Here is a 21,996-nt window from a genome sequence, read left to right on the forward strand (position 1 = left end):
CGACGTGCAAAGGGAAAAGCCGTCGGTTTCGAATGCTACTGAGTGGCTATTTCCCTGTCCAGAAACGCAGCCGGCGTGGGCCTGGGGTTGCAGACCTTAAACAGCCTGAAACAATAAATTTGCCGTCGCGATCACCCCCGTCCATTCGCCGCTATCGGGCTGACACGAACGCCGGTCAGGGTTTCAAGCCCTATTTCGTGCATACCGGAGCAGATCAGCCATGTGTTTAAAAGGGCGATCAGACAGCCCACCCTTGGTATCATCGCGCACACTTTTATGACGGTTTGATGGCTGGAAGGTCTTTTTTGTGAGCGCTCTTTTTCAACGGTTTCGGCACCCCGACGCCCGTCTTCTCTCTTTGATTTTTCTGGTACTGATCGTGCCGGTGTGCCTGCGTGCGGCACTCGGCTGGTCGAGCCTGTTCGGCTATCTGTCGGACCTGGCCATCGGCAGCCTGCTGGTGGTTCTGTTGCATCGCCGGCCGTGGTGGCTGGGACTGCCGGTGCTGGTGTTCTGGGGCTTGCTGGCGCTGGCGACGGCGGAACTGGTCAGCGCAGTCGGACGCTTGCCCAACCCTCAGGATCTGCATTACCTGATCGACCCGCAATTCGTGGAAAACTCCACCGGCGGCGGTTTCGCCCATCCGGCGGTGGCCGGCGCGCTGTTGCTGGGTTTGATACTGTGGCTGAGCGCACAATGGGCGAACCGTCAAGCACCGGCTCCGGCCCTTCCCCGCGCTGTGTGGGCGGCACCGGTGTTGCTGTTCGCCGCCCATTGGGGCGCACAGAACCTTTCGCCGAGCGATGCCGACCCATGGCGTCTGTACAACCTGCCCCACCAATTGCTCGCCACGCAAGTGGCCGACGCGCAGATGCAGGCCGAGGAATGGCTGGAAGGTGGCAGCGAAGCTCCGGCGCCATCGATGGCCGGGCTCACCGACCTCGACTTGAATGGCCACGCGTTGCTGGCAGCAAAAGGTCAGGCGCGCAACGTGCTGATCGTTGCGGTCGAAGGCATTCCCGGTGCTTATATCCGCGCCAATCGCGAAGCCATCGGCAGCCATTATCAGGAAGACCTGATGCCCAGGCTCAGCCGCTGGGCCGAGCGCGGCATGAACACGCCCGACTACGTGCTGCACACGCACCAGACCATTCGCGGCCTGTACGCCATGCTCTGCGGCGATTACGACAAGTTGAACAACGGCACGCCCAAAGGCGTGGAAATGCTGACCCAGAACGAACGCAATCAGGCCTGCCTGCCGGCCCAGTTGCGCCAGCACGGCTTCAGCACCCACTACCTGCAAGGCGCCGGCCTGCGCTTCATGGCCAAAGACAAGATCATGCCGCACATCGGCTTCGATGTGACGCATGGCCTTGAGTGGTTCACCAACGCCAACTACCTGGAATTCCCTTGGGGCAAGGACGACAAGGCCTTCTTCGAAGGCGCGCTGAGTTACGTCGGCCAACTGAACAAACAGAAAAAACCGTGGATGCTGACCCTGCTGACCGTCGGCACCCATCAGCCCTACTCCGCGCCGGATGAATACCTGCAACGTTACGACACGCCCAAGCAGGCCGCCGTCGGTTATCTGGACGATGCCCTGGACCAGTTCCTCAGCGGCCTCGAACATCAGGGCGTGCTGAAAGACACGCTGGTGGTGATCACGTCGGACGAATCCCATGGCATCGATGGCGTGCGACTGGCGTCGTCCTGGGGTTTCAACCTGACGCTTGCGCCGGAACAGGCCCGGTTGCCGCACCTGAACGCCGGGGTCTACGGGCATGTCGACTTGAGTGCATCAATCCTCGACTACTTTGACCTGCCGGTACCTGCTGCACTCAGCGGCCGCTCGCTGTTTCGCGACTACGACACCGGTCGCGAAATCATGTCGTTCACCAACGGCAAACTGCGCTACCACGACGGCCACGGCGTCCTCACCGAATGCGACATGCCGCGACGTTGCCGCGCTTATGCCAGCGAAGGCTTCATCGCCGAAAGCGCCACATTCAAGGGCAATGCCAGCGGCCAGAATGCGCGGCAGATTGCAGCCCGCGCCGATGCGCTGGACCTGTCGCTGTTGCGCACCCCGCTCAATCAGCGCTATCAGTTCGGCAGCGACAACGTCATCCCGCTGCAAGCGCAGATCAAGGATGACTGGGCCGACAACCTGATCGGCGCGCAGTACCTGGAAATGCCCAAGGGCTCCCACACCCGCGTGCGCCTGACCGTGCGTTCGATGGATCCGCAACAGACGGCGTACATCCAGCTCAAGGCCAAGGAATTCGAACAGGACGTGCAACTGGGCCTGCCATCGGAAATGGTCGCCACGGCGGATCAGCCATTGGAGATGGATTTCAGCTTCGACAACCCGCAACCGCGCAAAGCCTTCTCGTTCCATTTGCTGGGCTACGGACTGGGTGCGGTGGAGGTCACGGATTTCAGCGTGATCACCGAATTGCCGGGGCAACAGGATCTGCTGGAAGAAATCCCCGAGGACGACACCGCTCAATCGAGCTGATGTCGGCGCCAGCGTCGCGCGATTCGCGGGACGCTGGCGCAAGATCGCGGGGAACGATCAGAACGTGGTGCGCAAACCGACCTGAATGCTTCGCCCTTCTGCCGGCGCAATGTCGCGCAGAATCGAGCTGGCATAGCGCACGGTCTGGTTGGTCAGGTTCTCGGCATTGACGAAGGCCAGCCATTTGCTCTGGCCGACGTCAAAGTGATACCCCACATTGGCACCCAGCGTGGTGTAGCCATCGGTGCTGCTTTCATTGTCCGGCACCCGATGCTGGGAACTGGCGTGCTCCACATCGATCCGCGCCTGCCAGCGATCCAGCTCCCACAGCAGCCCGGTGTTCAGGCGCAACGGCGCGATGCGCGGCAGATCCTGACCGTTGTCGAGGTTCTTGGCCCGGGTGTAATCGCCCGACAATTCCAGCGCGAACTTGCCATAGGCGCTCTCGCCGAGTTTCCAGCGGTCCTGGGCTTCGATGCCGCTGAAGCGCGCACGGACACCGGAGTAGGCATATTCGGGAATGCCGGCGGCGTCTTCTTCGCCTTCATCATTGAGGGTGCGTCCGGTGCCGAGCAGACCGATGTAATTGGAGAAGTGGCTGTAGAACACGCCGACGCTGCCCTTGTGCGTGCCATTGTCGAAACGCAATGCCAGATCGCTGGAGACGGCTTTTTCCTTCGAAAGACCCGCATCCCCGACTTCATAAGTGCCGGTCGCGACGTGGGCGCCGTTGGCATACAGCTCGTAGAACGTCGGTGCCCGTTCGGTATAGCCCAGCGTGGCGGCGACCGACCAGATCGGCGTCAGCGTGTACACCGCGCCGGACGACAGGCTGCCGGCGGTGAAACTGCTGGAGCAGTCAGCATTGGCGAAACGCTCGTTGCCTTTGGCATCCGGGTCGACCGTGGTGTGCTCCAGGCGACCGCCGAGGGTGAACAGCAAACGATCCGTGGCTTGCAGCTCTTCCAGAACGAACAGTGCGCCGGCATTGGTATCTGTGTGCGGCACGAAGGCTTCTTCGCCCAGTGCGGAGAATTCATTACGGCTGACCTGTGCGCCAACCACACCGTTGAACGGTCCCAACGGCTGGTGTCGGGCCTCGACCCGGGCTTCGTAGCCCTTGTTCTTGAACGTGGTACCGACCTCGCCACCCTCGATCTCGCGGTGCTGATAATCGGTGTACCCGGCGTCGAACTTGACCGAACTGAACGGGCCGTCGAGGTTGCGGATTTCCGAGGCGAACGCGTAGTGCTCCTGCTGCATGCGAATCCGCACGTCGTCTTCGGCCGGCGAGCCGTAGTTGGAGTCATAGTTGCTGTACGACAGCCCCGCATAACCGTCATCCCAGGTGTACGACCCGCCGACCGCGCCGCCGTCCTGACGACCGTCGCTGTTGGCCAGCCGATGTTTCTTCGAATCGCCATCGTCGTTCGCCCGTTCGCGGCCGGTTTTGGCGTAGCCGGGAATCTTCAGGTCATTGAACTCGCGGGCGCTGGCGTCCAGGTGCAAGGCAAACTGACCGTTACCGGCCTCCAGTTTGCCCGCGCTGCTGCGAGTGGTGTCGGCGCCGCCATAGCGCAGTTCGCCGGCGCCGTGAATGCCGTCGATGGCTTCGGTCGGAATCCGGTTGTCGAAGGTGTTGACCACCCCGCCGATGGCGCTGCCGCCATAAAGCAACGCAGCCGGGCCACGGACGATCTCGATGCGTTCGACGTTGACCGGATCCAGCGGCACCGCGTGATCGTAGGACAGCGACGAGGCGTCAAGCGCGCCGACGCCGTTGCGCAGGATGCGAATGCGATCGCCGTCCTGCCCGCGAATGATCGGACGACTCGCGCCCGGGCCGAAATAAGACGATGACACCCCCGGCTGCTTGTTCAGGGTTTCGCCCAGACTGCCTTTCTGCTGCAGCGTCAGGTCGTCACCGCTCAGCACGGTCGAGGGCGACGCGAGGGTCTGGCTGCCCAGTGGATTGGCAGTGATGACTTGGGGTTGCAGTTCGAGGGGGTCGGCAGCGAACGCGGGGGATGCGATCAGCAGCGCGGAGGCCAGCAGGCTGGGCTGGAAGGAGGGAAAACGGGCAGACATTTCTAGAATTCCGTAAGGCAGAAAGGACGGGACCGACGCCACTGCCACGCGGACATGTCAGTGACATCGATCAGATGAAATCATTTTTATGTTATACAATAACATTTCCAATGGCCATCACGATTCTTGCCACGATGTTTACGACAACCGCTCAAGCGCGGGACTTTCAGCGCTCAACCCTGCCACTCGCGAACGAACGGTCTGTGCATTTCCAGAAAAATCCACCGCAGAGGGCGGTAAAAGACTTTGCCTATCGGCCACCAATAGTCGGCCTATTAGCCGACATCCCGAGTCGGGTCTAGCCTTACTACTCCGAAGTCGGCACGAGCCGGCCGCAGAAGACCTGATAAGGACCCGAACATGGCAAATGAATCGAAATGCCCGTTCAATCACGCCGCCGGCGGTGGCACGACAAACCGCGATTGGTGGCCGAATCAACTGAACCTGAAAATCCTGAGTCAGCACTCGCCCGCCTCCGATCCGATGGGCCCGGACTTCGACTACGCCAAGGCTTTCAAAAGCCTGGATTTCCAGGCCCTCAAACGCGATCTGACGGCGCTGATGACCGACTCTCAGGAGTGGTGGCCAGCGGACTTCGGCCACTACGGCCCGCTCTTCATCCGCATGGCCTGGCACAGCGCCGGCACCTATCGCACCGCTGACGGCCGTGGCGGCGCCGGTTCCGGCCAGCAACGCTTTGCCCCGCTCAACAGCTGGCCGGACAACGTCAGCCTCGACAAGGCCCGCCGCCTGCTGTGGCCGATCAAACAGAAATACGGTCGCAACATTTCCTGGGCCGACCTGATCGTCCTCACCGGCAACGTCGCGCTGGAATCCATGGGCTTCAAGACCTTTGGTTTTTCCGGCGGTCGTCCTGATGTGTGGGAACCGGACGAAGACGTTTACTGGGGTTCGGAAAACACCTGGCTGGGCGGCGACACCCGTTACGGCAAACACCCCGAAGCCATGCAGGAACCAGGCGACGGCACGCTGGTGGCCGAACCTGCCGAGCACGGCCATGAACAGAGCCGCACCAATCAGGGCGAACGCAACCTGGAAAATCCGCTGGCCGCCGTGCAGATGGGCCTGATCTACGTGAACCCGGAAGGCCCGGAAGGCAATCCCGACCCGGTGGCCTCGGCCAAGGACATCCGCGAAACCTTCGGCCGCATGGCCATGAACGACGAAGAAACCGTCGCCCTGATCGCCGGCGGCCACGCCTTCGGCAAAACCCACGGTGCCGGCCCGGCCGATAACGTCGGCCCGGAACCGGAAGCCGCCGGCCTCGAAGAGCAAGGTCTGGGCTGGAAAAACAGCTTCGGCACCGGCAAGGGCGCCGACACCATCACCAGCGGCCTGGAAGTAACCTGGACCACCACCCCGACGAAGTGGAGCAACAACTACCTGGAAAACCTGTTCGGCTTCGAGTGGGAACTGACCAAGAGCCCGGCCGGTGCCCATCAGTGGAAACCGAAAAACGGCGCCGGTGCCGGCACCATTCCCCATGCCCACGACCCGAACAAACGCATCGACCCGACCATGCTCACCTCCGACCTGGCCCTGCGTTTCGACCCGGCCTACGAGAAGATTTCGCGGCGCTTCCTGGCCAATCCCGATCAACTGGCCGACGCCTTCGCCCGCGCCTGGTACAAGCTGATCCACCGCGACATGGGCCCGCTGTCACGCTATCTCGGCCCGGAAATGCCACAAGAAGAACTGCTGTGGCAAGACCCGATTCCCAAGGCCACGCATCCACTGGTGGACGACAGCGATATCAGGGCGTTGAAAGGCAAAGTGCTTGCGTCCGGGCTGTCCATTTCGGAACTGGTCTCTACCGCGTGGGCAGCCGCGTCGACCTTCCGGGGTTCGGACAAACGTGGCGGCGCCAATGGCGGGCGTCTGCGTCTGGCACCGCAGAAGTTCTGGCAGGCCAACCAGCCGGAGCAACTGGACAAAGTGTTGAAGATTCTGGAAGGCATTCAGAACGAGTTCAATGCCGGGGCATCGGGCAAGCAAGTCTCGCTGGCGGACCTGATCGTGCTGGCCGGTAACGCCGGGGTCGAGCAAGCGGCGAAAAACGCCGGGCACACGGTGACCGTGCCGTTCAATCCGGGGCGCACGGATGCAACTCAGGAGCAAACCGACGTCGAGTCGTTTGGCTTCCTCGAACCGCACACCGACGGCTTCCGCAATTACGCCGCCAACACCTACCGCGTGCCGGCCGAGGCGTTGCTGATCGACAAGGCGCAACTGCTGACCCTTTCCGCCCCGGAAATGACCGTACTGATCGGCGGCCTGCGCGTGCTGGACACCAACGTCGGCAAAACCAGACACGGGGTATTCACCGACAAGCCCGGCACCCTGACCAACGACTTCTTCCGCAATCTGCTGGACATGGGCGTGGAATGGAAACCGACATCGAAAACCGAGTTCGAAGGCCGGGATCGTAAAACCGGCAGCGTGAAATGGACGGCGACCCGGGTCGATCTGGTGTTCGGTTCCAACTCGGTGCTGCGGGCGCTGGCCGAGGTGTATGCCAGTTCCGATGCGAAAGAAAAGTTCGTCGCAGACTTCGTTGCGGCCTGGGCGAAGGTGATGGATCTGGATCGGTTTGATTTGCGCCAATAAGGGTTTTTTCATCCAGCCACAAAAAACGCCGCTCATTGAGCGGCGTTTTTTTATTGCCCTGAAACAGCGTCAGGCCAGGCTTTTGCTGACCACTTCATACACATCACTGGACAGCTGACCGGACGCGAGAATCCGCTCCAGCTCCGCCTTCATCAGCGCCTGACGAGCGCTGTCATACTTGCGCCAGCGGGTCAGCGGCGCCAGTTGGCGCGAAGCGATCTGCGGGTTGAAGCCGTTCAGCTCGATCACCAGATCCGCGAGGAAGCGATAGCCCGAACCATCCGCCGCATGGAAGTTGATCAGGTTCTGCCCGGCGAACGCTCCGACCAGCGCACGCACCTTGTTCGGATTCTTGATGTTGAACGCCGGGTGCTGCATCAGCGCTTTGACCCGCGCCAGACCGCCCGGCAAGATGCTGCCGGCCTGCACGCTGAACCACTGATCCATGACCAGCGGATTGTCCTTGAAGTGCTCGGCGAAACTGGCCAGGGCTTTGGCTTTCTCGTCGTCGAACGGCGAGTTGACCAGCACCGCCAGCGCGGTCAGGCGCTCGGTCATGTTGTCGCAGCTGTCGAACTGTTCCAGGGTTGCCGCCAGCACTTGCGGCTTGCCGCTGAGCATCAGGTACGACAGCGCGATGTTCTGCAACGCGCGACGGGCGAAGTGCTCGGCCTCGGCCACGTACGGGGTTTGCTTCGACAGCTCGCGGTTGGCCTGATAACGCAGCCACAGCGCTTCGAACAGGTTGTCCGCCAGTTGCTGACGGGCGAACTCGCGGGCGGTGTGGATCGCGTCCACGTCGGCGATTTCGCTGATTTCGGTCAGGTAGGCTTCGCTTGGCAGCGAGAGCATTTCCGCGACCATCGCCTGATCCAGCGACTCGTCCGACAGCACGGTGCGCAGGGCCGAAATCAGACGTGGGTCGAGCACCAGGCTTTCGCCCTTCTGCTGCTGGCCGATCAGTTCTTGCAGCACCTGCACCGACAGTTGCTGGCCGGCATCCCAGCGGTTGAAACCGTCGGTGTCGTGCTGCATCAGGAACATCAACTGATCGCGGTTGTACGGGAAGCTCAGTTTCACCGGCGCCGAGAAACCACGCAGCAACGAAGGCAAAGGTTGTTCGGCGATGTCGACGAAGGTGAAGGTCTGTTCCGCTTCGGTCACCGAGATCACTCGAGTGGTGCATTGGGCGGAGGCTTCGCCGGCCAGACGCAGGGCAATCTCGTTGCCCTGGCTGTCGAGCAGGCCCAGTTCCACCGGGATCACGAACGGCAGTTTTTCAACCTTGTCCGGGGTTTCCGGGCAGCTCTGGCGGAAGGTCAGGCTGTAGGTTTTCGCAGCGGCGTCGTAAGACTCGCTCACCGCCAGACGCGGTGTGCCCGCCTGGCTGTACCAGCGCTTGAACTGGGTCAGGTCGACGCCGTTGGCATCTTCCATGGCCTTGATGAAGTCATCGCAGGTCACGGCCTGGCCGTCATGACGTTCAAAGTACAGGTCGCTGCCCTTGCGGAAGCCTTCGGCGCCCAGCAGGGTGTGGATCATGCCAACCACTTCCGAACCCTTTTCGTACACGGTCAGGGTGTAGAAGTTGGAAATCTCGATGAAGCTGTCCGGGCGCACGGCGTGGGCCATCGGGCCTGCATCTTCGGCGAACTGGTGGGTACGCAGATAGGCCACATCTTGAATGCGCTTGACCGTGGCCGAGTTCATGTCGGAGGAGAAACCGGCGTCGCGGAACACCGTGAAGCCTTCTTTCAGCGACAGCTGGAACCAGTCGCGGCAGGTCACGCGGTTGCCCGACCAGTTGTGGAAGTATTCGTGGGCGACGATCGCCTCGACCCGCTGGTGCGCGGCGTCGGTGGCGGTTTCGGCGCGGGCCAGTACGGCGCTGGAGTTGAAGATGTTGAGGCCCTTGTTCTCCATCGCGCCCATGTTGAAGTCGTTCACGGCGACGATCATGAAAATGTCCAGATCGTACTCGCGACCGTAGACCTCTTCGTCCCAGCGCATCGACTTCTTCAGGCTGTTCATGGCGTGCTGGCACTTGTCGATGTTTTCCGGCTCGACGTAAATGCGCAGCGCCACGTTGCGGTTGGTCATGGTGGTGAAGCTGTCTTCAACGCACCACAAGTCACCGGCCACCAGTGCGAACAGGTACGCCGGTTTCATGAACGGGTCTTCCCAGGTCGCCCAGTGCCGACCGTCTTCGCCGGGACCGCTGGCGATCGGGTTGCCGTTGGACAGCAACACCGGATAGCTGTGCTGCTCGGCCACCACAGTGGTGGTGAACTTGCTCATCACGTCCGGGCGGTCGAGGTAATAGGTGATCTTGCGGAAACCTTCGGCCTCGCACTGGGTGCAGAACATCGTGCCGGACTTGTACAGGCCTTCCAGTGCGGTGTTGGTTTCCGGGTGGATCCTGACGCTGGTGTCGACCGTGAAGGTTTCGCTGGCCGGTTGCAGGGTCAGGTGATTCTCCGTCAGTTGGTAGTCAGCGGCGCTCAGCTCCTGGTCGGCCAGGGTCACCGAGAGCAGTTCCAACTGCTGGCCATCGAGCACCAGCGGCGGCAGGCCCGGGCCACGGGCCGGGTTGCGGCGCATCACCAGTTGCGCGTGGACCAGACTGTGGTCCTCGAACAACTCGAAGGTCAGGTGTGTTTCGTCGATCAGGTACTCGGGCGCCTGATAGTCCTTCAGGTAAATCATCTTCGGTTGTTCGGTGCGCATGCTGAAGTCCTTATTGATGCACGGCGAGCTGATAGGCCGTGTACTTGCGAATGTTGATCACGCCGGTGTCGAAGATCAGGTACTGGCCCTTGATCCCCAGCAGCGTGCCTTCGGCAATCGGGTTCTTGTCCAGGTTGAAACTGACAATCTTGGCCGGGTACTGCTCGACCGGGTAACGGATTTCCAGCGGCTCGACGTCGGTCACCGGCTGAATCGCCTGCAGACCAAAACGTTCCTGCAAGCCTTGCAGGCCTTCGGCGCAACTGGCGAACAGTTGATCGCGCACCTGCGCCAGATCCACCGCCGCCGCGTCGCCCTTGAGCAAGGCGCGCCAGTTGGTCTTGTCCGCCACCTGACTGCGGAACAGGTCTTCGACGAAGCCCGACTGCTGCCGCGTGGCGACACGCATGATCGGCAGCGCCTGGCTCGCGCCCTGGTCGAGCCAGCGGGTCGGCAACTGGGTGGCGCGGGTGATGCCGACCTTGATTCCCGACGAGTTGGCCAGGTAGACGACGTGGTCGGTCATGCAGAACTTCTCGCCCCACTCCGGCTCCCGGCAGGTGCCGGCCTCGAAATGGCAGCGCTCCGGACTCATGATGCACACGTCGCACTGAGCCAGCCTGGTCATGCACGGGTAGCAGTAGCCCTGACTGAAACTGGTCTTGGTCTTGCGTCCACAATGGGTGCAGTGAATCGCCCCCAGGTATTCCAGACGCACCGTCGTGCCGATCAACGGGTTGACCGGCACCTCGACGTCATCCAGACGAAACGCATATTGCACGTTCGGCCCGTCCAGGCGCGCCGACATTTTGCTGATTGCACCGCGGCCAATCTCGATCAATGGAGGGCGTCCGACTTGAACAGGATGTTCGGCACTTCGATCGACTTCGATGCACATTCCTGCGGGCCCATGTAACCGGTGCGCTCTTCTTCAGGCAGGTTCTGGATTTCCCAGGCGATCATTGCCTGTAGCGACAGCTCGCGCTGTTCGGCGGTGAGCTTGCCACCGTCGGACCATTTGCCGATCTCTACGGCCAGTTTCAGGCTCTGGTAGATGTCCGGGGTGATGTTCTTGATCAAATCGTTAAAAGAGGACATCAGGGTCTCCGTGCTCTTTATTCAAAAATTCAGGCGGCCAGTTTACGGCGGTTGTACAAACCGCCCAACAAACCGGTGAAGCATCCGATGAGTAACCCGCCGACGTGGGCGGCGTTGGCGATCTGGCCGAAACCGATCATCGAGATCAGCCCGGACATGCACACCAGCAACCACACCAGCATCATCACCAGCACGCCGCGGGGCAGACGATAGGCCGGGTTCGGTGCCAGCAACTGGAAGATCCAGCAGTGGCCGAGCAGCCCGTAAAGCACGCCGGACAGGCCGCCAAACAGGCTGGGACCGCTCCAGGCAAACTGCGCATAGTTGGAAACGAGGCTGAACAGCAGCGTCAGGCCGATCAGGTTGATACTGCCCTGGCGCGACTCGATGCGCCGCCCCAGTTCCCAGTACCACATGCCGTTCATGGCCAGGTGCAGGATGCCGAAGTGGATCAGCATCGGCGTGAACAGGCGCCACCACTGCCCTGCCGCCAGGCTGTCGGCCAGCGGTGTGAAGTGGATGTAGTCGCCTACCACCCGGAAATCGAGGAAGGTCAGCCAACGCATGGTGTCGAGGTTATCGCCAAGGAACGTCAACCCGCCGACGATCAGGCTCAGCAGCAGAATGAACCCGGTGGCCCTGGCGTGTTTCAGTTGCTCGGCGAAGCTCGGCCGCTTGAAGGTCGGCGCCACCGGAACATCCAGTTGCTGATCCGGGTCACCCGCCGGGAAGCGTTCGTACAGAGAGCGCACGTCTTCGCTGATTTCCGACGGTACCCACAGCACCTGCTCGCCCGACTCTTCGCTGACGCGATGCGGCACCTGCATGCGTTGCAGCAGTTTGACGAAACCACTCAGGTCCGCCGCCAATGGCAGACGCAATACCGCTACCGCGCTCATCGCAGCACCTCCGGCCGCTCGACATCGACCCAGACAAATTTATGCGGATCCAGGCGGGTTTCCTGATCCAGACGATAAGCCACCAGTTTGCCGTAGAGCACGGCGCTGTAATCCAGGCACGCGAGGTTCGGGCGAATCGGCGCCGGTTTGCCGCTGCGCCAGTAGTGACCGACGAACAGCAACGGCTCATCGACGCCGTAGCGCAACAGGGAATTCTTTTCGCTGGAGGTCAGCGGCTTCTGCGCCACCGGCTCCGGCAAGGCGTCGGGCTGGAACACGATGTCACCGTAGGTCTGCGGATCGTCTTCCCAGAATTTGGTGCGGAAGAACGAACGCACCAGACCGTCGCCGCTGGTCATGGTCAGGCCATCCGGCAGGCGCATGTCGGTGCCGCGCAGCAGGCGATCGAACACCGTGCAGGCAAAACTGCCCGGCACGGCGGAAGCCTGAAGGAAGTGCTCGTCGATGCAGCCATCGGGGAACAGCGCGCGCAACGGCTCGATCAGGCCGGCATCCCAGCAGGCATGCACGACTCGAAAACGTCCGGCATCAACGAACAGCGGCAGTTGGTAGAACCATTGCTGGAAGTCGTGCCAGTCACCGGGATGGTCTTCGAACTGGGTCAGGGTTTCGTGCAGCAAACGGGCATGGCGTGGCGTGTGCTCGCGCACGAACTGCTTGCCACTGCCGGGCGGAGCCGGTGTGCTCCAGCCCAGCGCGTTGAATTCGTGGTTGCCCATGATGCACAACGCCTGACCGGCCTCGACCATGTCGTGGACGATGTGCAGCGCCTCGCGAATCCGCGGGCCACGGTCGATGATGTCGCCGACAAACACGGCCATGCGCGAAGGATGCCGCCAGACCCCGCCCTGCTTGTGGTAGCCGAGTCGGTCCAGCAGGTGTTCCAGGGTCAGGGCGCATCCGTGCACGTCACCGATCAAGTCATAACTGCGCGCGGGATCGAGCATCAGTCGCCTCCACCACCCAACTTGCTGCCCCAGCCGAGCTTGGTCCGGCAGACTTCGTAGTAGTTGTGGTCGAGCGGATGGATCAGCCGCAGCTTCTGCGCTTTCTTGCTGACGGTGATGGTGTCACCCGGCGCGCAGGTGAAGTGGTTCTGCCCGTCGCAGGAGACTTGCGGGTAAATCTGCATATCTTTGGACACGACGATTTTCAGCTCACTGTTGCCATCGACCACAATTGGCCTGCCCGACAAGGTATGGGGGTACATCGGCACAATCACAATAGCGTCGAGCTTGGGATGCATGATCGGGCCACCGGCCGACAATGCGTACGCGGTAGAACCGGTCGGCGTGGCGACGATCAGGCCGTCGGCCTTCTGGCTGCAGACGAACTGGCCGTCGATGTACAGCTCGAACTCGATCATCCGCGTCGATTTGCCCGGGTGCAGCACCACGTCGTTCAGCGCATCGCCCTGGCCGATGGCCTCGGCGTGGCGGCGGACTTCGGCCTGCAGCAGGAACCGGTTTTCCACCAGATAGTGGCCGTCGAGTACTTCGGCGACCTTGATTTCCAGCTCGTCGGGGCGGATGTCGGTGAGAAAGCCGAGGCTGCCACGGTTGATCCCGAGCACCGGAATGTTGTGCTTGGCCAGCGCTCTTGCCGCACCAAGCAGGCTGCCGTCACCGCCGACGACGATGACCATGTCGCAGACTTCGCCGAGCATCTTGCGCGACGAGGTTTGCAGGCCGTGGCCGGGCAGGACTTCGGCGATGGTGTCTTCGAGGATCACATGCAGGTGACGATCGAGCAGAAAGCGTTTCAGTCGGCGGACGGTATCCAGCACCTGGGAACTGCCCAGGCGACCGATGATGCCGATATTACGAAATTGCTCCATGGGACTCCTGCGGGGGGCTGCGACGGCGAAAACGACGATTATGGGCGAAAGCGCCGGATAGACAAAACCCTTTCAGCCCAAGAGTGCGCCTGTGTTTAAGGCTATGCTCGCAAGATGATCCTATTTCCCGATTTGCTCCAGTTGCCCCACCAATTGCGCCATCCTGAAGTGCGCGATCTGGCGTGGGTGATCCTCGCCCCGCCGATGCTCGACGCCACGCCGTGGCCGCAACGTCATCCACTGGCCGGCAGCGACTGGGTGCATGACCCTGAGCGACTGGCGCACTGGCTGCATCGGCTCGATCGTGACAGCTATGATCTGCTGCAATGGCTGTCCCAGGCCCGCACCCGGCGCCTGGGCCTGTATTACGAGCGGTTGTGGCAGTTTGCGGTGGAACACGCACCGGGCATCGAACTGATCGCCGCCAACCTGCCGATCCGCCGCGAAGGCCACACCCTGGGTGAACTGGACATGCTGCTGCGCGACCGTGACGGCGTGCATCACCTGGAACTGGCGATCAAGCTCTACCTCGGCCCGCAGAACGGTGACGGCCGCGATCCGGCGCAGTGGCTCGGCCCAGGCTGCCATGATCGACTGGACCGCAAACTGGCCCACCTGAGCGAGCACCAGCTACCGATTTCCGCCCGCCCGGAAAGCCGCGAGGCCCTCGCGGCGCTGGATATCGAGTCGTTCAGTGCGCAGTTGTGGCTGGGCGGTTATCTGCTGTATCCATGGCCCGGGCAGTCCGAACCGCCGAGCGGTGCCCATCCGCAGCATCTGCGCGGCAGCTGGCTGCATCAAAAGGACTGGTCGGCGTTTGTCGCCCAGCGCCCGGCCGGGCGCTGGCAACCCCTGCCCCGCCACGCGTGGCTGGCGCCGGCGCATTACCCGGCTGATCAGGCCTGGAGCCACCAGCAGTTGCGTACCTGGTTCGATGAACTTGAACCGCTGGCCCCGGCGCAGTTGATGGTGCGCCTGACCGAAAATGCCCGGGGCGACTGGGAAGAGGCCGAGCGGCTGTTTCTGGTTTCGGATCTGTGGCCGAACGTGCCCGGACAGAGTTAGACGCTCAGCCGCAGCGCCAGCGCGGCCAGCGTGACCAACAACACCGGCACCGTCAGCACAATCCCGACCTTGAAGTAATACCCCCAGCCGATCCGGATATCCTTGCGTGCCAGCACATGCAGCCAGAGCAGAGTCGCCAGACTGCCGATCGGGGTGATCTTCGGCCCCAGGTCACTGCCGATCACGTTGGCGTAGATCATCGCTTCTTTCACGACACCGGTCGCCTGACTGGCATCGATCGACAGCAGACCGATCAGCACCGTGGGCAGATTGTTCATGATCGACGACAACAATGCCGTCAGCACGCCGGTGCCCATGGCCGCGCCCCACACGCCATACCCGGCAAAGACATCCAGCCAACCGGCCAGATGATCCGTCAGCCCGGCATTGCGCAGACCGTAAACCACCAGATACATGCCCAGGGAGAAAATCACGATCTGCCACGGCGCTTCTTTCATCACTTTGCGCGTGGAGATCTTGTGCCCCCGAGCGGCGATACCCAGCAACAACGCCGCGCACACCGTCGAAATGGCGCTGATCGGAATCCCCAGCGGTTCCAGGGCAAAACAACCCACCAGCAGGATCACCAACACCGCCCAACCGGCGTAGAACGTGGCCTTGTCGTGGATCGCCGTCTCCGGGTGCTCCAGCTGTTCAGGGTCGTAGGCTGTCGGAATGTCGCGTCGGAAAAACCACAACAACACCGCCAGCGTGGCGGCGACACTGACAAAGTTGACCGGCACCATCACCGCCGCATAGCGATTGAAACCGATGTGAAAGAAGTCTGCCGAGACGATGTTGACCAGGTTCGACACCACCAGCGGCAGGCTCGCGGTGTCGGCAATGAACCCCGCGCCCATGACAAACGCCAGGGTTGCCGCCGGAGAAAAGCGCAGCGCAAGCAGCATGGAAATCACGATGGGCGTGAGGATCAGCGCCGCGCCGTCATTGGCGAACAACGCCGACACCAGTGCGCCGAGCAACACCATGTAGGCAAACAGCTTGCGACCGCTGCCCCGCCCCCATCGCGCCACGTGCAATGCGGCCCAGGCAAAGAACCCCGCCTCGTCGAGCAACAGACTGATGATGATAAGCGCCACGAAAGTGCCGGTGGCGTTCCAGATGATCTGCCACACCAGCGGAATATCGCTAAGGTGCACCACGCCGAAAATCAGCGCCAGAATCGCTCCGAAGGTCGCACTCCAGCCGACCCCGAGGCCCTTGGGTTGCCAGATCACCAGGGTAATGGTCAGCAGGAAAATCAATGAAGCAGCAAGCATTCGCGACAGCCTTCAATAAAAGGGAAAGAATCAGACCACAAAAAAACCTGTGGGAGCCAGCTCCCACAGGTTCGTTATGTTGTCAGAAAAATCAGTGGATCACTTCTTGTGCTGCGCTACCCACTCGCCATAGGCATTGATGAAGCTCTGCAGAAACGGCTTGACCGACTCGTTCAGCTTGCCCGACTCATCGAACGCCGTACCGGCGCCACCCAGATAAGCCTCAGGTTGTTGCATGCAAGGCACATTGAGGAAAACGAATGACTGACGCAAATGCTGGTTGGCGCCAAAACCGCCGATGGCACCCGGCGAAACACTGATCACTGCGCCCGGTTTGCCGCCCCAGACACTCTTGCCATAAGGCCGCGAGCCAACGTCAATCGCATTTTTCAAGGGTGCCGGCACAGAGCGGTTGTACTCCGGGGTGACAAACAGCACCGCGTCGGATGACGCCACTTTTTGCCGAAAAGTGCTGTAGGCTGCCGGCGGTGAATCGCCGTCAATGTCTTCGTTATAGAGTGGCAGATCGCCAATTTCCACAATGTTCAGCTTGAGGTTGGCCGGTGCCAGTTCCGCCAGCGCCAGCGCGACCTTGCGATTGATCGAAGCTTTACGCAGGCTGCCAACCACTACCGCGACGTTATAGACATTGCTCATGGGAAGACTCTCGACTGTCCGTGGGGAGGAGCCTGTAGTTATAGATGATCCGGCGACGATTCCACCAGACGACAAGGGATATTTCCCGCATCCGGATTATTTTTTTCCTGTAGGAAAACTTACCAAGCTCGATGACGGTCTACCAAGCCGCAAATCAAGCGTTTTATCTCCAGAGGTTCTAAGCAGATGGCAGCAGTACTCGTCGGTCAGTTCCATGCAAGAGATGCGGAAGGCCGCGTTTATTCCGTGCATGAGTTCCAGGAATCCACCCCGTCGGCAGACGGTTTCACCGGCATGGAGCCCGTTACAACCTACAAACTGGCGATTGGCGACCGCGTCAACAAGATCGACGACAACGAGTTTCTGCTGGTTCAGTCGGGCATCACCCTGATCCGCGAACCCGAGCCATCGGTCGCTTCATAACCGATTGTTATGAGCAGAAGTCATCCGCGCCGAGTTGGGGTAGGATTCAGCCACTGACCCCAACGGCCGGACATGGACTTCACGCATGCGTTTACGTCATATCGAGGTGATACAGGCGCTTTTACAGACGGGTCACGTGGGCACCGCCGCCGAATGGCTGCAATTGCCGGCGGGCGATGTCGAGGAGCGACTGCGCGAAGCCGAGAGTCAGTTGGGGTTCATGCTGTTCGCCAGTGTGCGCGGACGGCTTCAAGCCACAGCCGAAGCCCGAGCGTTGCAAGTTGAAATCGCCCACATTTATGACGCGCTGGAACCGGTGCAACGGCTGGCCAGCAGTCTCAAGCAATACCTCGCCCCACCCCTTCGAATCATCGGCACCCCGCCGCTGGCACAGCAGTTGTTGCCGCAAAGTCTCGCTGCACTGCGCCGACGCCTGCCGGACGTACCCTGCACGCTGCTCAGTGAGCCTACCCGCCACATCGTTCGCAGTCTGTTGCTGCGCGAAAGCGATCTGGGTCTGAGCCTGCACGATCCCGAACATCCGGATATCCATTGCCAGCCGCTGGCGCAAGGCAAGCTGCAATTGCTCGCGCCCCACGGCTGGCTGCAACCGAAGCAGAAGTACATTTCGCTGCAGGATCTGGCAGGTCAGGCGATGGTCGGCCTCGAAGGTCAGGACCCGCTGAGCCCGGCGCTGGAACACAAACTTCAGGCACTGCGCCCGGCACCGAGCATCCACACCCGGGTGCAGACCCATCAGATGATGCGCAGCATGGTCGAGGCCGGTGAAGGCCTGGCCATCGTCGACCCGTTCACCGCACTGGGTGCCCGGGCCAGTGGGATAGACACTTGCCCGTTGTCACCGGCGGTGCCGATCAGCCTTTATGCGCTGACCTTCAAGCACGCGCCGCCGACATCGGCAGTCCAGACATTGCTGAGTATCGTCACGGAACAAGCCGCGGCGATGCTGGCGAGCTGATCGGGCTTTCCAGCGGATTATCGAACAGTCGATACCAGAACAACGCCACCTCGGCGGTATTGGGGTCAATACCGCGATAACGCAGATGGTCGATGCCACCGATCACATAACCGCAGCGCTCATACAAGCGACAGGCGCCGAGGTTGTTGTTCTGGGTCTCGAGCATGATCCCCGGCAGTTTTTTCTTGCGGCTCCAGAACTGCGCCACCTCCAGCAACGCCTTGGCAACACCATGGCGCCGTGCCGGCGCATGCACCGCCAGCTCATCGATATGGGCGAAACCGTTCCAGTTGGTACTGATCACCAGATGCCCCACCGGCTGATCTTCCAGCCAGGCCATGAAGATCGCACTGTCGGGCGCATCGCGAAAACTGCTGAATTCTTCGGGATCGATGCCGTAGCACTTGCGATACGGCACGATGGGCGTCACGCCCCACTGCGCGACGGGCTTGCCGATTTCGGCCGCGCCATAGGCGGCGACCTCGAAGCTGAAATCGCTGCCCCAGATATAGGCGGCAAAGCCGTCGTCGGCAACGCGCACCGACAGCCCTGGGTATTTTGGATTCATGACCGGTTGCATACTGGGAAACGCCCTCATTCCTTGACGCAATCGACGGTGTAATGCCGTCCATTGCCCTCGTCTTCGTGTTGCAGTCCGTGCACATCGATCACGAAACCCGGAAAACTCGCATCGAACGTGCGGGCAAACTTCAGGTAATCGATGATCGACCGGGTGGATTCTGTGAAGCGTTCGCCGGGCATGATCAACGGAATCCCCGGCGGATAAGGCACCAGCATCACCGCCGCGACACGCCCCTCCAGCTCATCGATCGGCACCGCCTCGACTTCGCCGCGCACCAGTTGATCATAGGCTTGAGCCGGTTTCATGGCGATTTCCGGCAGCACGGTGTACATGCGTCTGAGGTGTCTGGCGGTGGCATTGCTGCGGTAGCAGGCGTGGAGTTGATCGCAGAGATCGCGCAGGCCCATGCCGCGATACCGCACAGGATCTTCCTGGGCGACACACTTCAGGCAGGCATCGAGGCTGACGTTGGCGTCGTAGTTGCGCTTGAACTCCAGCAGTTCGGTCAGCAGCGTGCTCCACTTGCCCTTGGTGATACCCATGGAGAACAGCACCAGGAACGAATACAGCCCGGTTTTCTCCACCACCAGCCCGCGCTCCCAGAGGAAACGGCTGACCACCGCCGCCGGAATGCCCTTGTCGCTCAGCGCGCCGCCGGCGGTCAGGCCTGGCATCACCAGGGTGACCTTGATTGGATCGAGCAGTACGTAGTCGTCGCTGACCTCGCCGAAACCATGCCAGTCCGCCTCGGGCTTCAGCAGCCAGTCTTCGGTCTGCACCCGGTCGATGCCCTCGACACCCGGCGGCTGCCAGATCGAAAACCACCAGTCATTGGCATCGATGTGTTGCCGCAGATTGGCCAGTGCCCGGCGAAAGCTCAGGGCTTCATCGAAGGTTTCCTGCAACAGCGAACGCCCGGCCGGGCCTTCCATCATGGCCGAGGCCACGTCCAGCGAAGCGATGATGCTGTACTGCGGCGATGTCGAGATATGCATCATGAACGCTTCGTTGAACCGGTCGCGATCCAGCTGACGCGCGCCGCCGTCCTGCACATGAATCATTGAAGCCTGGCTGAACGCCGCCAGCAGTTTGTGAGTGGAATGGGTGGTGAACACCAGCGGGCTGTCGGCGCTGCGCGAGGTGGCCATGCCGTAGCGTCCGGCAAAGAATTCGTGAAACGCCGCGTAGGCGTACCAGGCTTCGTCGAAGTGCAAGACTTCGACGCTGTTGCCCAGGCTCTGCTTGATCAGTTCGGCGTTGTAGCAGAGGCCGTCGTAAGTGGAGTTGGTCACCACGGCCAGTTTGACTTTCGGCTCCCGGCCCTTGGTTAGCGGGCTCGCGTCGATCTTGGCCTGGATCGATTCGCGGCTGAACTCGCTCAGCGGAATCGGCCCGATAATGCCCAGCTCGTTGCGTTCAGGGCACAGATAGAGAGGAATCGCGCCAGTCATGATGATCGCGTGCAACACCGACTTGTGGCAGTTGCGATCCACCAGCACCAGATCATCGCGCCCGACCATCGAGTGCCAGACGATTTTGTTGGCGGTCGAGGTGCCATTGATCACGAAAAAGGTGTGATCGGCGCCGAAATTGCGCGCCGCACGCGCTTCCGCTTCAGCCAGCGGCCCGGTGTGATCGAGCAGCGAACCCAGCTCCGGCACCGACACCGACAAATCCGAACGTAGAGTATTTTCCCCGAAGAACTGATGAAACGCCTGCCCCACCGGGCTCTTGTGATACGCCACCCCGCCGCCATGACCCGGGGTGTGCCAGGAATAGTTGGAATCTGCGGTGTGCTGCACCAGCGCCTTGAAGAACGGCGGCAGCAGCCCGTCCAGATATTTACGCGCCGCCCGTGCAACCTGCCGGGCCAGAAACGGTACGGTGTCTTCGAACAGATAAAGGATGCCGCGCAACTGATTCAATTCGGCCATGGCATCGGCCGGGGCGTTTTCCAGGGTGACCTGCTCGCCGAGGGCGAAGATTGGCAGATCCGGCGCCCGCACACGAGCCAGGCCGATCAGTTCGGCCATGTTCTGTAACAAATGGGAATGGGTGCTGGCATCTTCGGCGGCGATCAACATGCACGCCAGACCATGGTGGGTCGACGCCACCAGCCGGCCCTCGGTGTAGTCCGTGGCCGAAACGATGCTGAAACCTTCCTGCTCAAGTTCACGGGCAATGCCGCGAATGCGTTCGCCGGCAACCGTGTCGGCCTTGATGTCGCGGTGGACGATCAACACCGGGAACTTCAGATCTTTGTACATGGGGCTCAGTGTCCTGAGGCGGCGGAGAGTGATCTGCCAATGTCCTCAGGGTAGAGGGTCGGAGCCGATGTGGCGAGGGTGGCCAGTTGTCAGTACTGACAAAAAAAGGATCGTCCGGACACGGCTTTGGTGTCCGGACGATCCTTTTGTGCCTTACGCCTGAGCTTCGGCTTCCAGCAACTGTGTCCACAGCGCCGGGGCGCCGGCCGACTTGGCGATGATTTCCAGGCGCGCCTGGTGTTCAGCCAGCTCGGCTTCGGTAGCGCGAATGATCCGCCCCGGCTGGCGATCCGCCGGCAGACGGCGGATTTCGGTGGCGGAGTTGTCCGCGCCCTCGCCCGTGCCATTGCCGTCGGAAGCATTGCCGGCCAGCGACAGGCTGGTCTGGCCACCGGTCATGGTCAGGTAGACGTCGGCGAGAATCTCCGAGTCGAGCAATGCGCCGTGAAGCTCACGGCCGGAGTTGTCGACGCCGTAGCGTTTGCACAAGGCATCGAGGCTGTTGCGCTGACCCGGGTGACGTTCCCGGGCCATCATCAGGGTATCGAGGATCGTGCAGTGCTGCGTGATGTCCGCGCGATCCTGCTGGCCCATCAGGGCGAATTCGTTGTTGATGAAGCCAACGTCGAACGCCGCGTTATGGATGATCAGTTGCGCGCCGTTGATGAACTCGAAGAATTCGTCGGCCACTTCGGCGAAGCGCGGCTTGCCGACGAGAAATTCGTTGGTAATACCGTGGACGCCGATCGCGCCTTCGTCACTTTCGCGATCCGGCTGCAGGTAGACGTGAAAGTGCCGCCCCGTCAGACGCCGACCGATCAGTTCGACGCAACCGATTTCAATGATCCGGTGACCATCGGTCACCGGCATGCCGGTGGTTTCGGTATCGAGTACAACGGATCTGGTGGCCATCAGTGTTCAGCTCT

At 61.4% G+C, this 21,996-nt stretch carries 17 protein-coding genes; 5 read left to right on the plus strand and 12 right to left on the minus strand.

What is annotated here, in order from left to right; all coding sequences use genetic code 11:
• The first annotated feature begins 307 nt into the window (after window positions 1-307).
• Window positions 308-2,518, plus strand: coding sequence for an LTA synthase family protein (locus J5M72_RS14440; protein ID WP_207866003.1), 2,211 nt, complete (start codon window positions 308-310; stop codon window positions 2,516-2,518).
• 57 nt (window positions 2,519-2,575) lie between these two features.
• Here J5M72_RS14440 and J5M72_RS14445 read toward each other — a convergent pair whose 3' ends face one another.
• A complete protein-coding gene (locus J5M72_RS14445; protein WP_207866005.1) occupies window positions 2,576-4,606 on the minus strand; it encodes a TonB-dependent receptor in 2,031 nt (676 codons plus the stop codon).
• Between the two features lie 360 nt (window positions 4,607-4,966).
• On the opposite strand from J5M72_RS14445, the gene katG reads away from it, so the two are divergent.
• Window positions 4,967-7,234 carry a catalase/peroxidase HPI gene (gene katG, locus J5M72_RS14450; protein WP_207866007.1) on the plus strand — a complete coding sequence of 756 codons (2,268 nt, stop codon included), beginning with the start codon at window positions 4,967-4,969 and terminating at the stop codon, window positions 7,232-7,234.
• 69 nt (window positions 7,235-7,303) lie between these two features.
• Here katG and pepN read toward each other — a convergent pair whose 3' ends face one another.
• From pepN to J5M72_RS14480, 6 genes are read right to left on the minus strand one after another with little or no spacing between them, the layout of a single operon-like run.
• Window positions 7,304-9,961, minus strand: a complete 2,658-nt coding sequence (pepN, locus tag J5M72_RS14455; protein ID WP_207866009.1) for an aminopeptidase N — start codon at window positions 9,959-9,961, stop codon at window positions 7,304-7,306.
• A gap of 10 nt (window positions 9,962-9,971) precedes the next feature.
• Window positions 9,972-10,802, minus strand: coding sequence for a DUF2797 domain-containing protein (locus J5M72_RS14460; protein ID WP_207866011.1), 831 nt, complete (start codon window positions 10,800-10,802; stop codon window positions 9,972-9,974).
• Window positions 10,799-11,059: a DUF1315 family protein gene (locus J5M72_RS14465; protein ID WP_085686493.1), complete on the minus strand. Its 261-nt coding sequence runs from the start codon at window positions 11,057-11,059 to the stop codon at window positions 10,799-10,801. The genes J5M72_RS14460 and J5M72_RS14465 overlap by 4 nt, the downstream gene beginning before the upstream one ends.
• A gap of 29 nt (window positions 11,060-11,088) precedes the next feature.
• Window positions 11,089-11,958, minus strand: coding sequence for a rhomboid family intramembrane serine protease (locus J5M72_RS14470; protein ID WP_169429910.1), 870 nt, complete (start codon window positions 11,956-11,958; stop codon window positions 11,089-11,091).
• On the minus strand, window positions 11,955-12,929 hold the full coding sequence (locus J5M72_RS14475; protein WP_169432621.1) for a metallophosphoesterase: 975 nt from the start codon (window positions 12,927-12,929) through the stop codon (window positions 11,955-11,957). The genes J5M72_RS14470 and J5M72_RS14475 overlap by 4 nt, the downstream gene beginning before the upstream one ends.
• Window positions 12,926-13,816: an NAD(+) kinase gene (locus J5M72_RS14480; RefSeq protein ID WP_011333623.1), complete on the minus strand. Its 891-nt coding sequence runs from the start codon at window positions 13,814-13,816 to the stop codon at window positions 12,926-12,928. Before J5M72_RS14480 ends, J5M72_RS14475 begins: the two co-directional genes overlap by 4 nt.
• Window positions 13,817-13,930: 114 nt before the next feature.
• Between J5M72_RS14480 and J5M72_RS14485 the strand changes: the two genes are divergently transcribed.
• Window positions 13,931-14,881 carry a DUF1853 family protein gene (locus J5M72_RS14485; protein WP_207866013.1) on the plus strand — a complete coding sequence of 317 codons (951 nt, stop codon included), beginning with the start codon at window positions 13,931-13,933 and terminating at the stop codon, window positions 14,879-14,881.
• Here J5M72_RS14485 and J5M72_RS14490 read toward each other — a convergent pair.
• Both J5M72_RS14490 and J5M72_RS14495 read right to left on the minus strand, forming a co-directional pair.
• A complete protein-coding gene (locus J5M72_RS14490) occupies window positions 14,878-16,161 on the minus strand; it encodes an arsenic transporter (RefSeq protein ID WP_207866015.1) in 1,284 nt (427 codons plus the stop codon). The two genes, J5M72_RS14485 and J5M72_RS14490, sit on opposite strands and share 4 nt — an antisense overlap.
• Window positions 16,162-16,260: 99 nt before the next feature.
• On the minus strand, window positions 16,261-16,818 hold the full coding sequence (locus J5M72_RS14495) for an NADPH-dependent FMN reductase (RefSeq protein ID WP_114882292.1): 558 nt from the start codon (window positions 16,816-16,818) through the stop codon (window positions 16,261-16,263).
• A 186-nt stretch (window positions 16,819-17,004) separates the two neighbouring features.
• On the opposite strand from J5M72_RS14495, the gene J5M72_RS14500 reads away from it, so the two are divergent.
• Both J5M72_RS14500 and J5M72_RS14505 read left to right on the plus strand, forming a co-directional pair.
• On the plus strand, window positions 17,005-17,241 hold the full coding sequence (locus tag J5M72_RS14500; RefSeq protein WP_169429907.1) for a hypothetical protein: 237 nt from the start codon (window positions 17,005-17,007) through the stop codon (window positions 17,239-17,241).
• A gap of 85 nt (window positions 17,242-17,326) precedes the next feature.
• Window positions 17,327-18,220, plus strand: coding sequence for a LysR family transcriptional regulator (locus tag J5M72_RS14505; protein ID WP_207866017.1), 894 nt, complete (start codon window positions 17,327-17,329; stop codon window positions 18,218-18,220).
• On the opposite strand, the gene J5M72_RS14510 is transcribed toward J5M72_RS14505, so the two are convergent.
• The 3 genes from J5M72_RS14510 to dnaQ all read right to left on the minus strand — a co-directional run bounded on the left by J5M72_RS14510 (window position 18,186) and on the right by dnaQ (window position 21,982).
• On the minus strand, window positions 18,186-18,800 hold the full coding sequence (locus tag J5M72_RS14510) for a GNAT family N-acetyltransferase (protein ID WP_207866019.1): 615 nt from the start codon (window positions 18,798-18,800) through the stop codon (window positions 18,186-18,188). The two genes, J5M72_RS14505 and J5M72_RS14510, sit on opposite strands and share 35 nt — an antisense overlap.
• A 14-nt stretch (window positions 18,801-18,814) precedes the next feature.
• On the minus strand, window positions 18,815-21,070 hold the full coding sequence (locus J5M72_RS14515; protein ID WP_207866020.1) for an Orn/Lys/Arg decarboxylase N-terminal domain-containing protein: 2,256 nt from the start codon (window positions 21,068-21,070) through the stop codon (window positions 18,815-18,817).
• Window positions 21,071-21,223: 153 nt separating this feature from the next.
• Window positions 21,224-21,982: a DNA polymerase III subunit epsilon gene (dnaQ, locus tag J5M72_RS14520; protein ID WP_169429903.1), complete on the minus strand. Its 759-nt coding sequence runs from the start codon at window positions 21,980-21,982 to the stop codon at window positions 21,224-21,226.
• Window positions 21,983-21,996 lie beyond the last annotated feature (14 nt).

It is taken from the genome of Pseudomonas sp. 58(2021), from assembly GCF_017491585.1.
GTDB lineage: Bacteria > Pseudomonadota > Gammaproteobacteria > Pseudomonadales > Pseudomonadaceae > Aquipseudomonas > Aquipseudomonas fluorescens_BT.

What these genes read in the sequence shown, in the direction of transcription:
- J5M72_RS14445 (WP_207866005.1), bottom strand. Translation starts at nt 4,606, where the DNA reads ATGTCTGCCCGTTTTCCCTCCTTCCAGCCCAGCCTGCTGGCCTCCGCG.
- katG (WP_207866007.1), top strand. Translation starts at nt 4,967, where the DNA reads ATGGCAAATGAATCGAAATGCCCGTTCAATCACGCCGCCGGCGGTGGC.
- pepN (WP_207866009.1), bottom strand. Translation starts at nt 9,961, where the DNA reads ATGCGCACCGAACAACCGAAGATGATTTACCTGAAGGACTATCAGGCG.
- J5M72_RS14465 (WP_085686493.1), bottom strand. Translation starts at nt 11,059, where the DNA reads ATGTCCTCTTTTAACGATTTGATCAAGAACATCACCCCGGACATCTAC.
- J5M72_RS14470 (WP_169429910.1), bottom strand. Translation starts at nt 11,958, where the DNA reads ATGAGCGCGGTAGCGGTATTGCGTCTGCCATTGGCGGCGGACCTGAGT.
- J5M72_RS14480 (WP_011333623.1), bottom strand. Translation starts at nt 13,816, where the DNA reads ATGGAGCAATTTCGTAATATCGGCATCATCGGTCGCCTGGGCAGTTCC.
- J5M72_RS14485 (WP_207866013.1), top strand. Translation starts at nt 13,931, where the DNA reads ATGATCCTATTTCCCGATTTGCTCCAGTTGCCCCACCAATTGCGCCAT.
- J5M72_RS14490 (WP_207866015.1), bottom strand. Translation starts at nt 16,161, where the DNA reads ATGCTTGCTGCTTCATTGATTTTCCTGCTGACCATTACCCTGGTGATC.
- J5M72_RS14495 (WP_114882292.1), bottom strand. Translation starts at nt 16,818, where the DNA reads ATGAGCAATGTCTATAACGTCGCGGTAGTGGTTGGCAGCCTGCGTAAA.
- J5M72_RS14500 (WP_169429907.1), top strand. Translation starts at nt 17,005, where the DNA reads ATGGCAGCAGTACTCGTCGGTCAGTTCCATGCAAGAGATGCGGAAGGC.
- J5M72_RS14505 (WP_207866017.1), top strand. Translation starts at nt 17,327, where the DNA reads ATGCGTTTACGTCATATCGAGGTGATACAGGCGCTTTTACAGACGGGT.
- J5M72_RS14510 (WP_207866019.1), bottom strand. Translation starts at nt 18,800, where the DNA reads ATGCAACCGGTCATGAATCCAAAATACCCAGGGCTGTCGGTGCGCGTT.
- J5M72_RS14515 (WP_207866020.1), bottom strand. Translation starts at nt 21,070, where the DNA reads ATGTACAAAGATCTGAAGTTCCCGGTGTTGATCGTCCACCGCGACATC.
- dnaQ (WP_169429903.1), bottom strand. Translation starts at nt 21,982, where the DNA reads ATGGCCACCAGATCCGTTGTACTCGATACCGAAACCACCGGCATGCCG.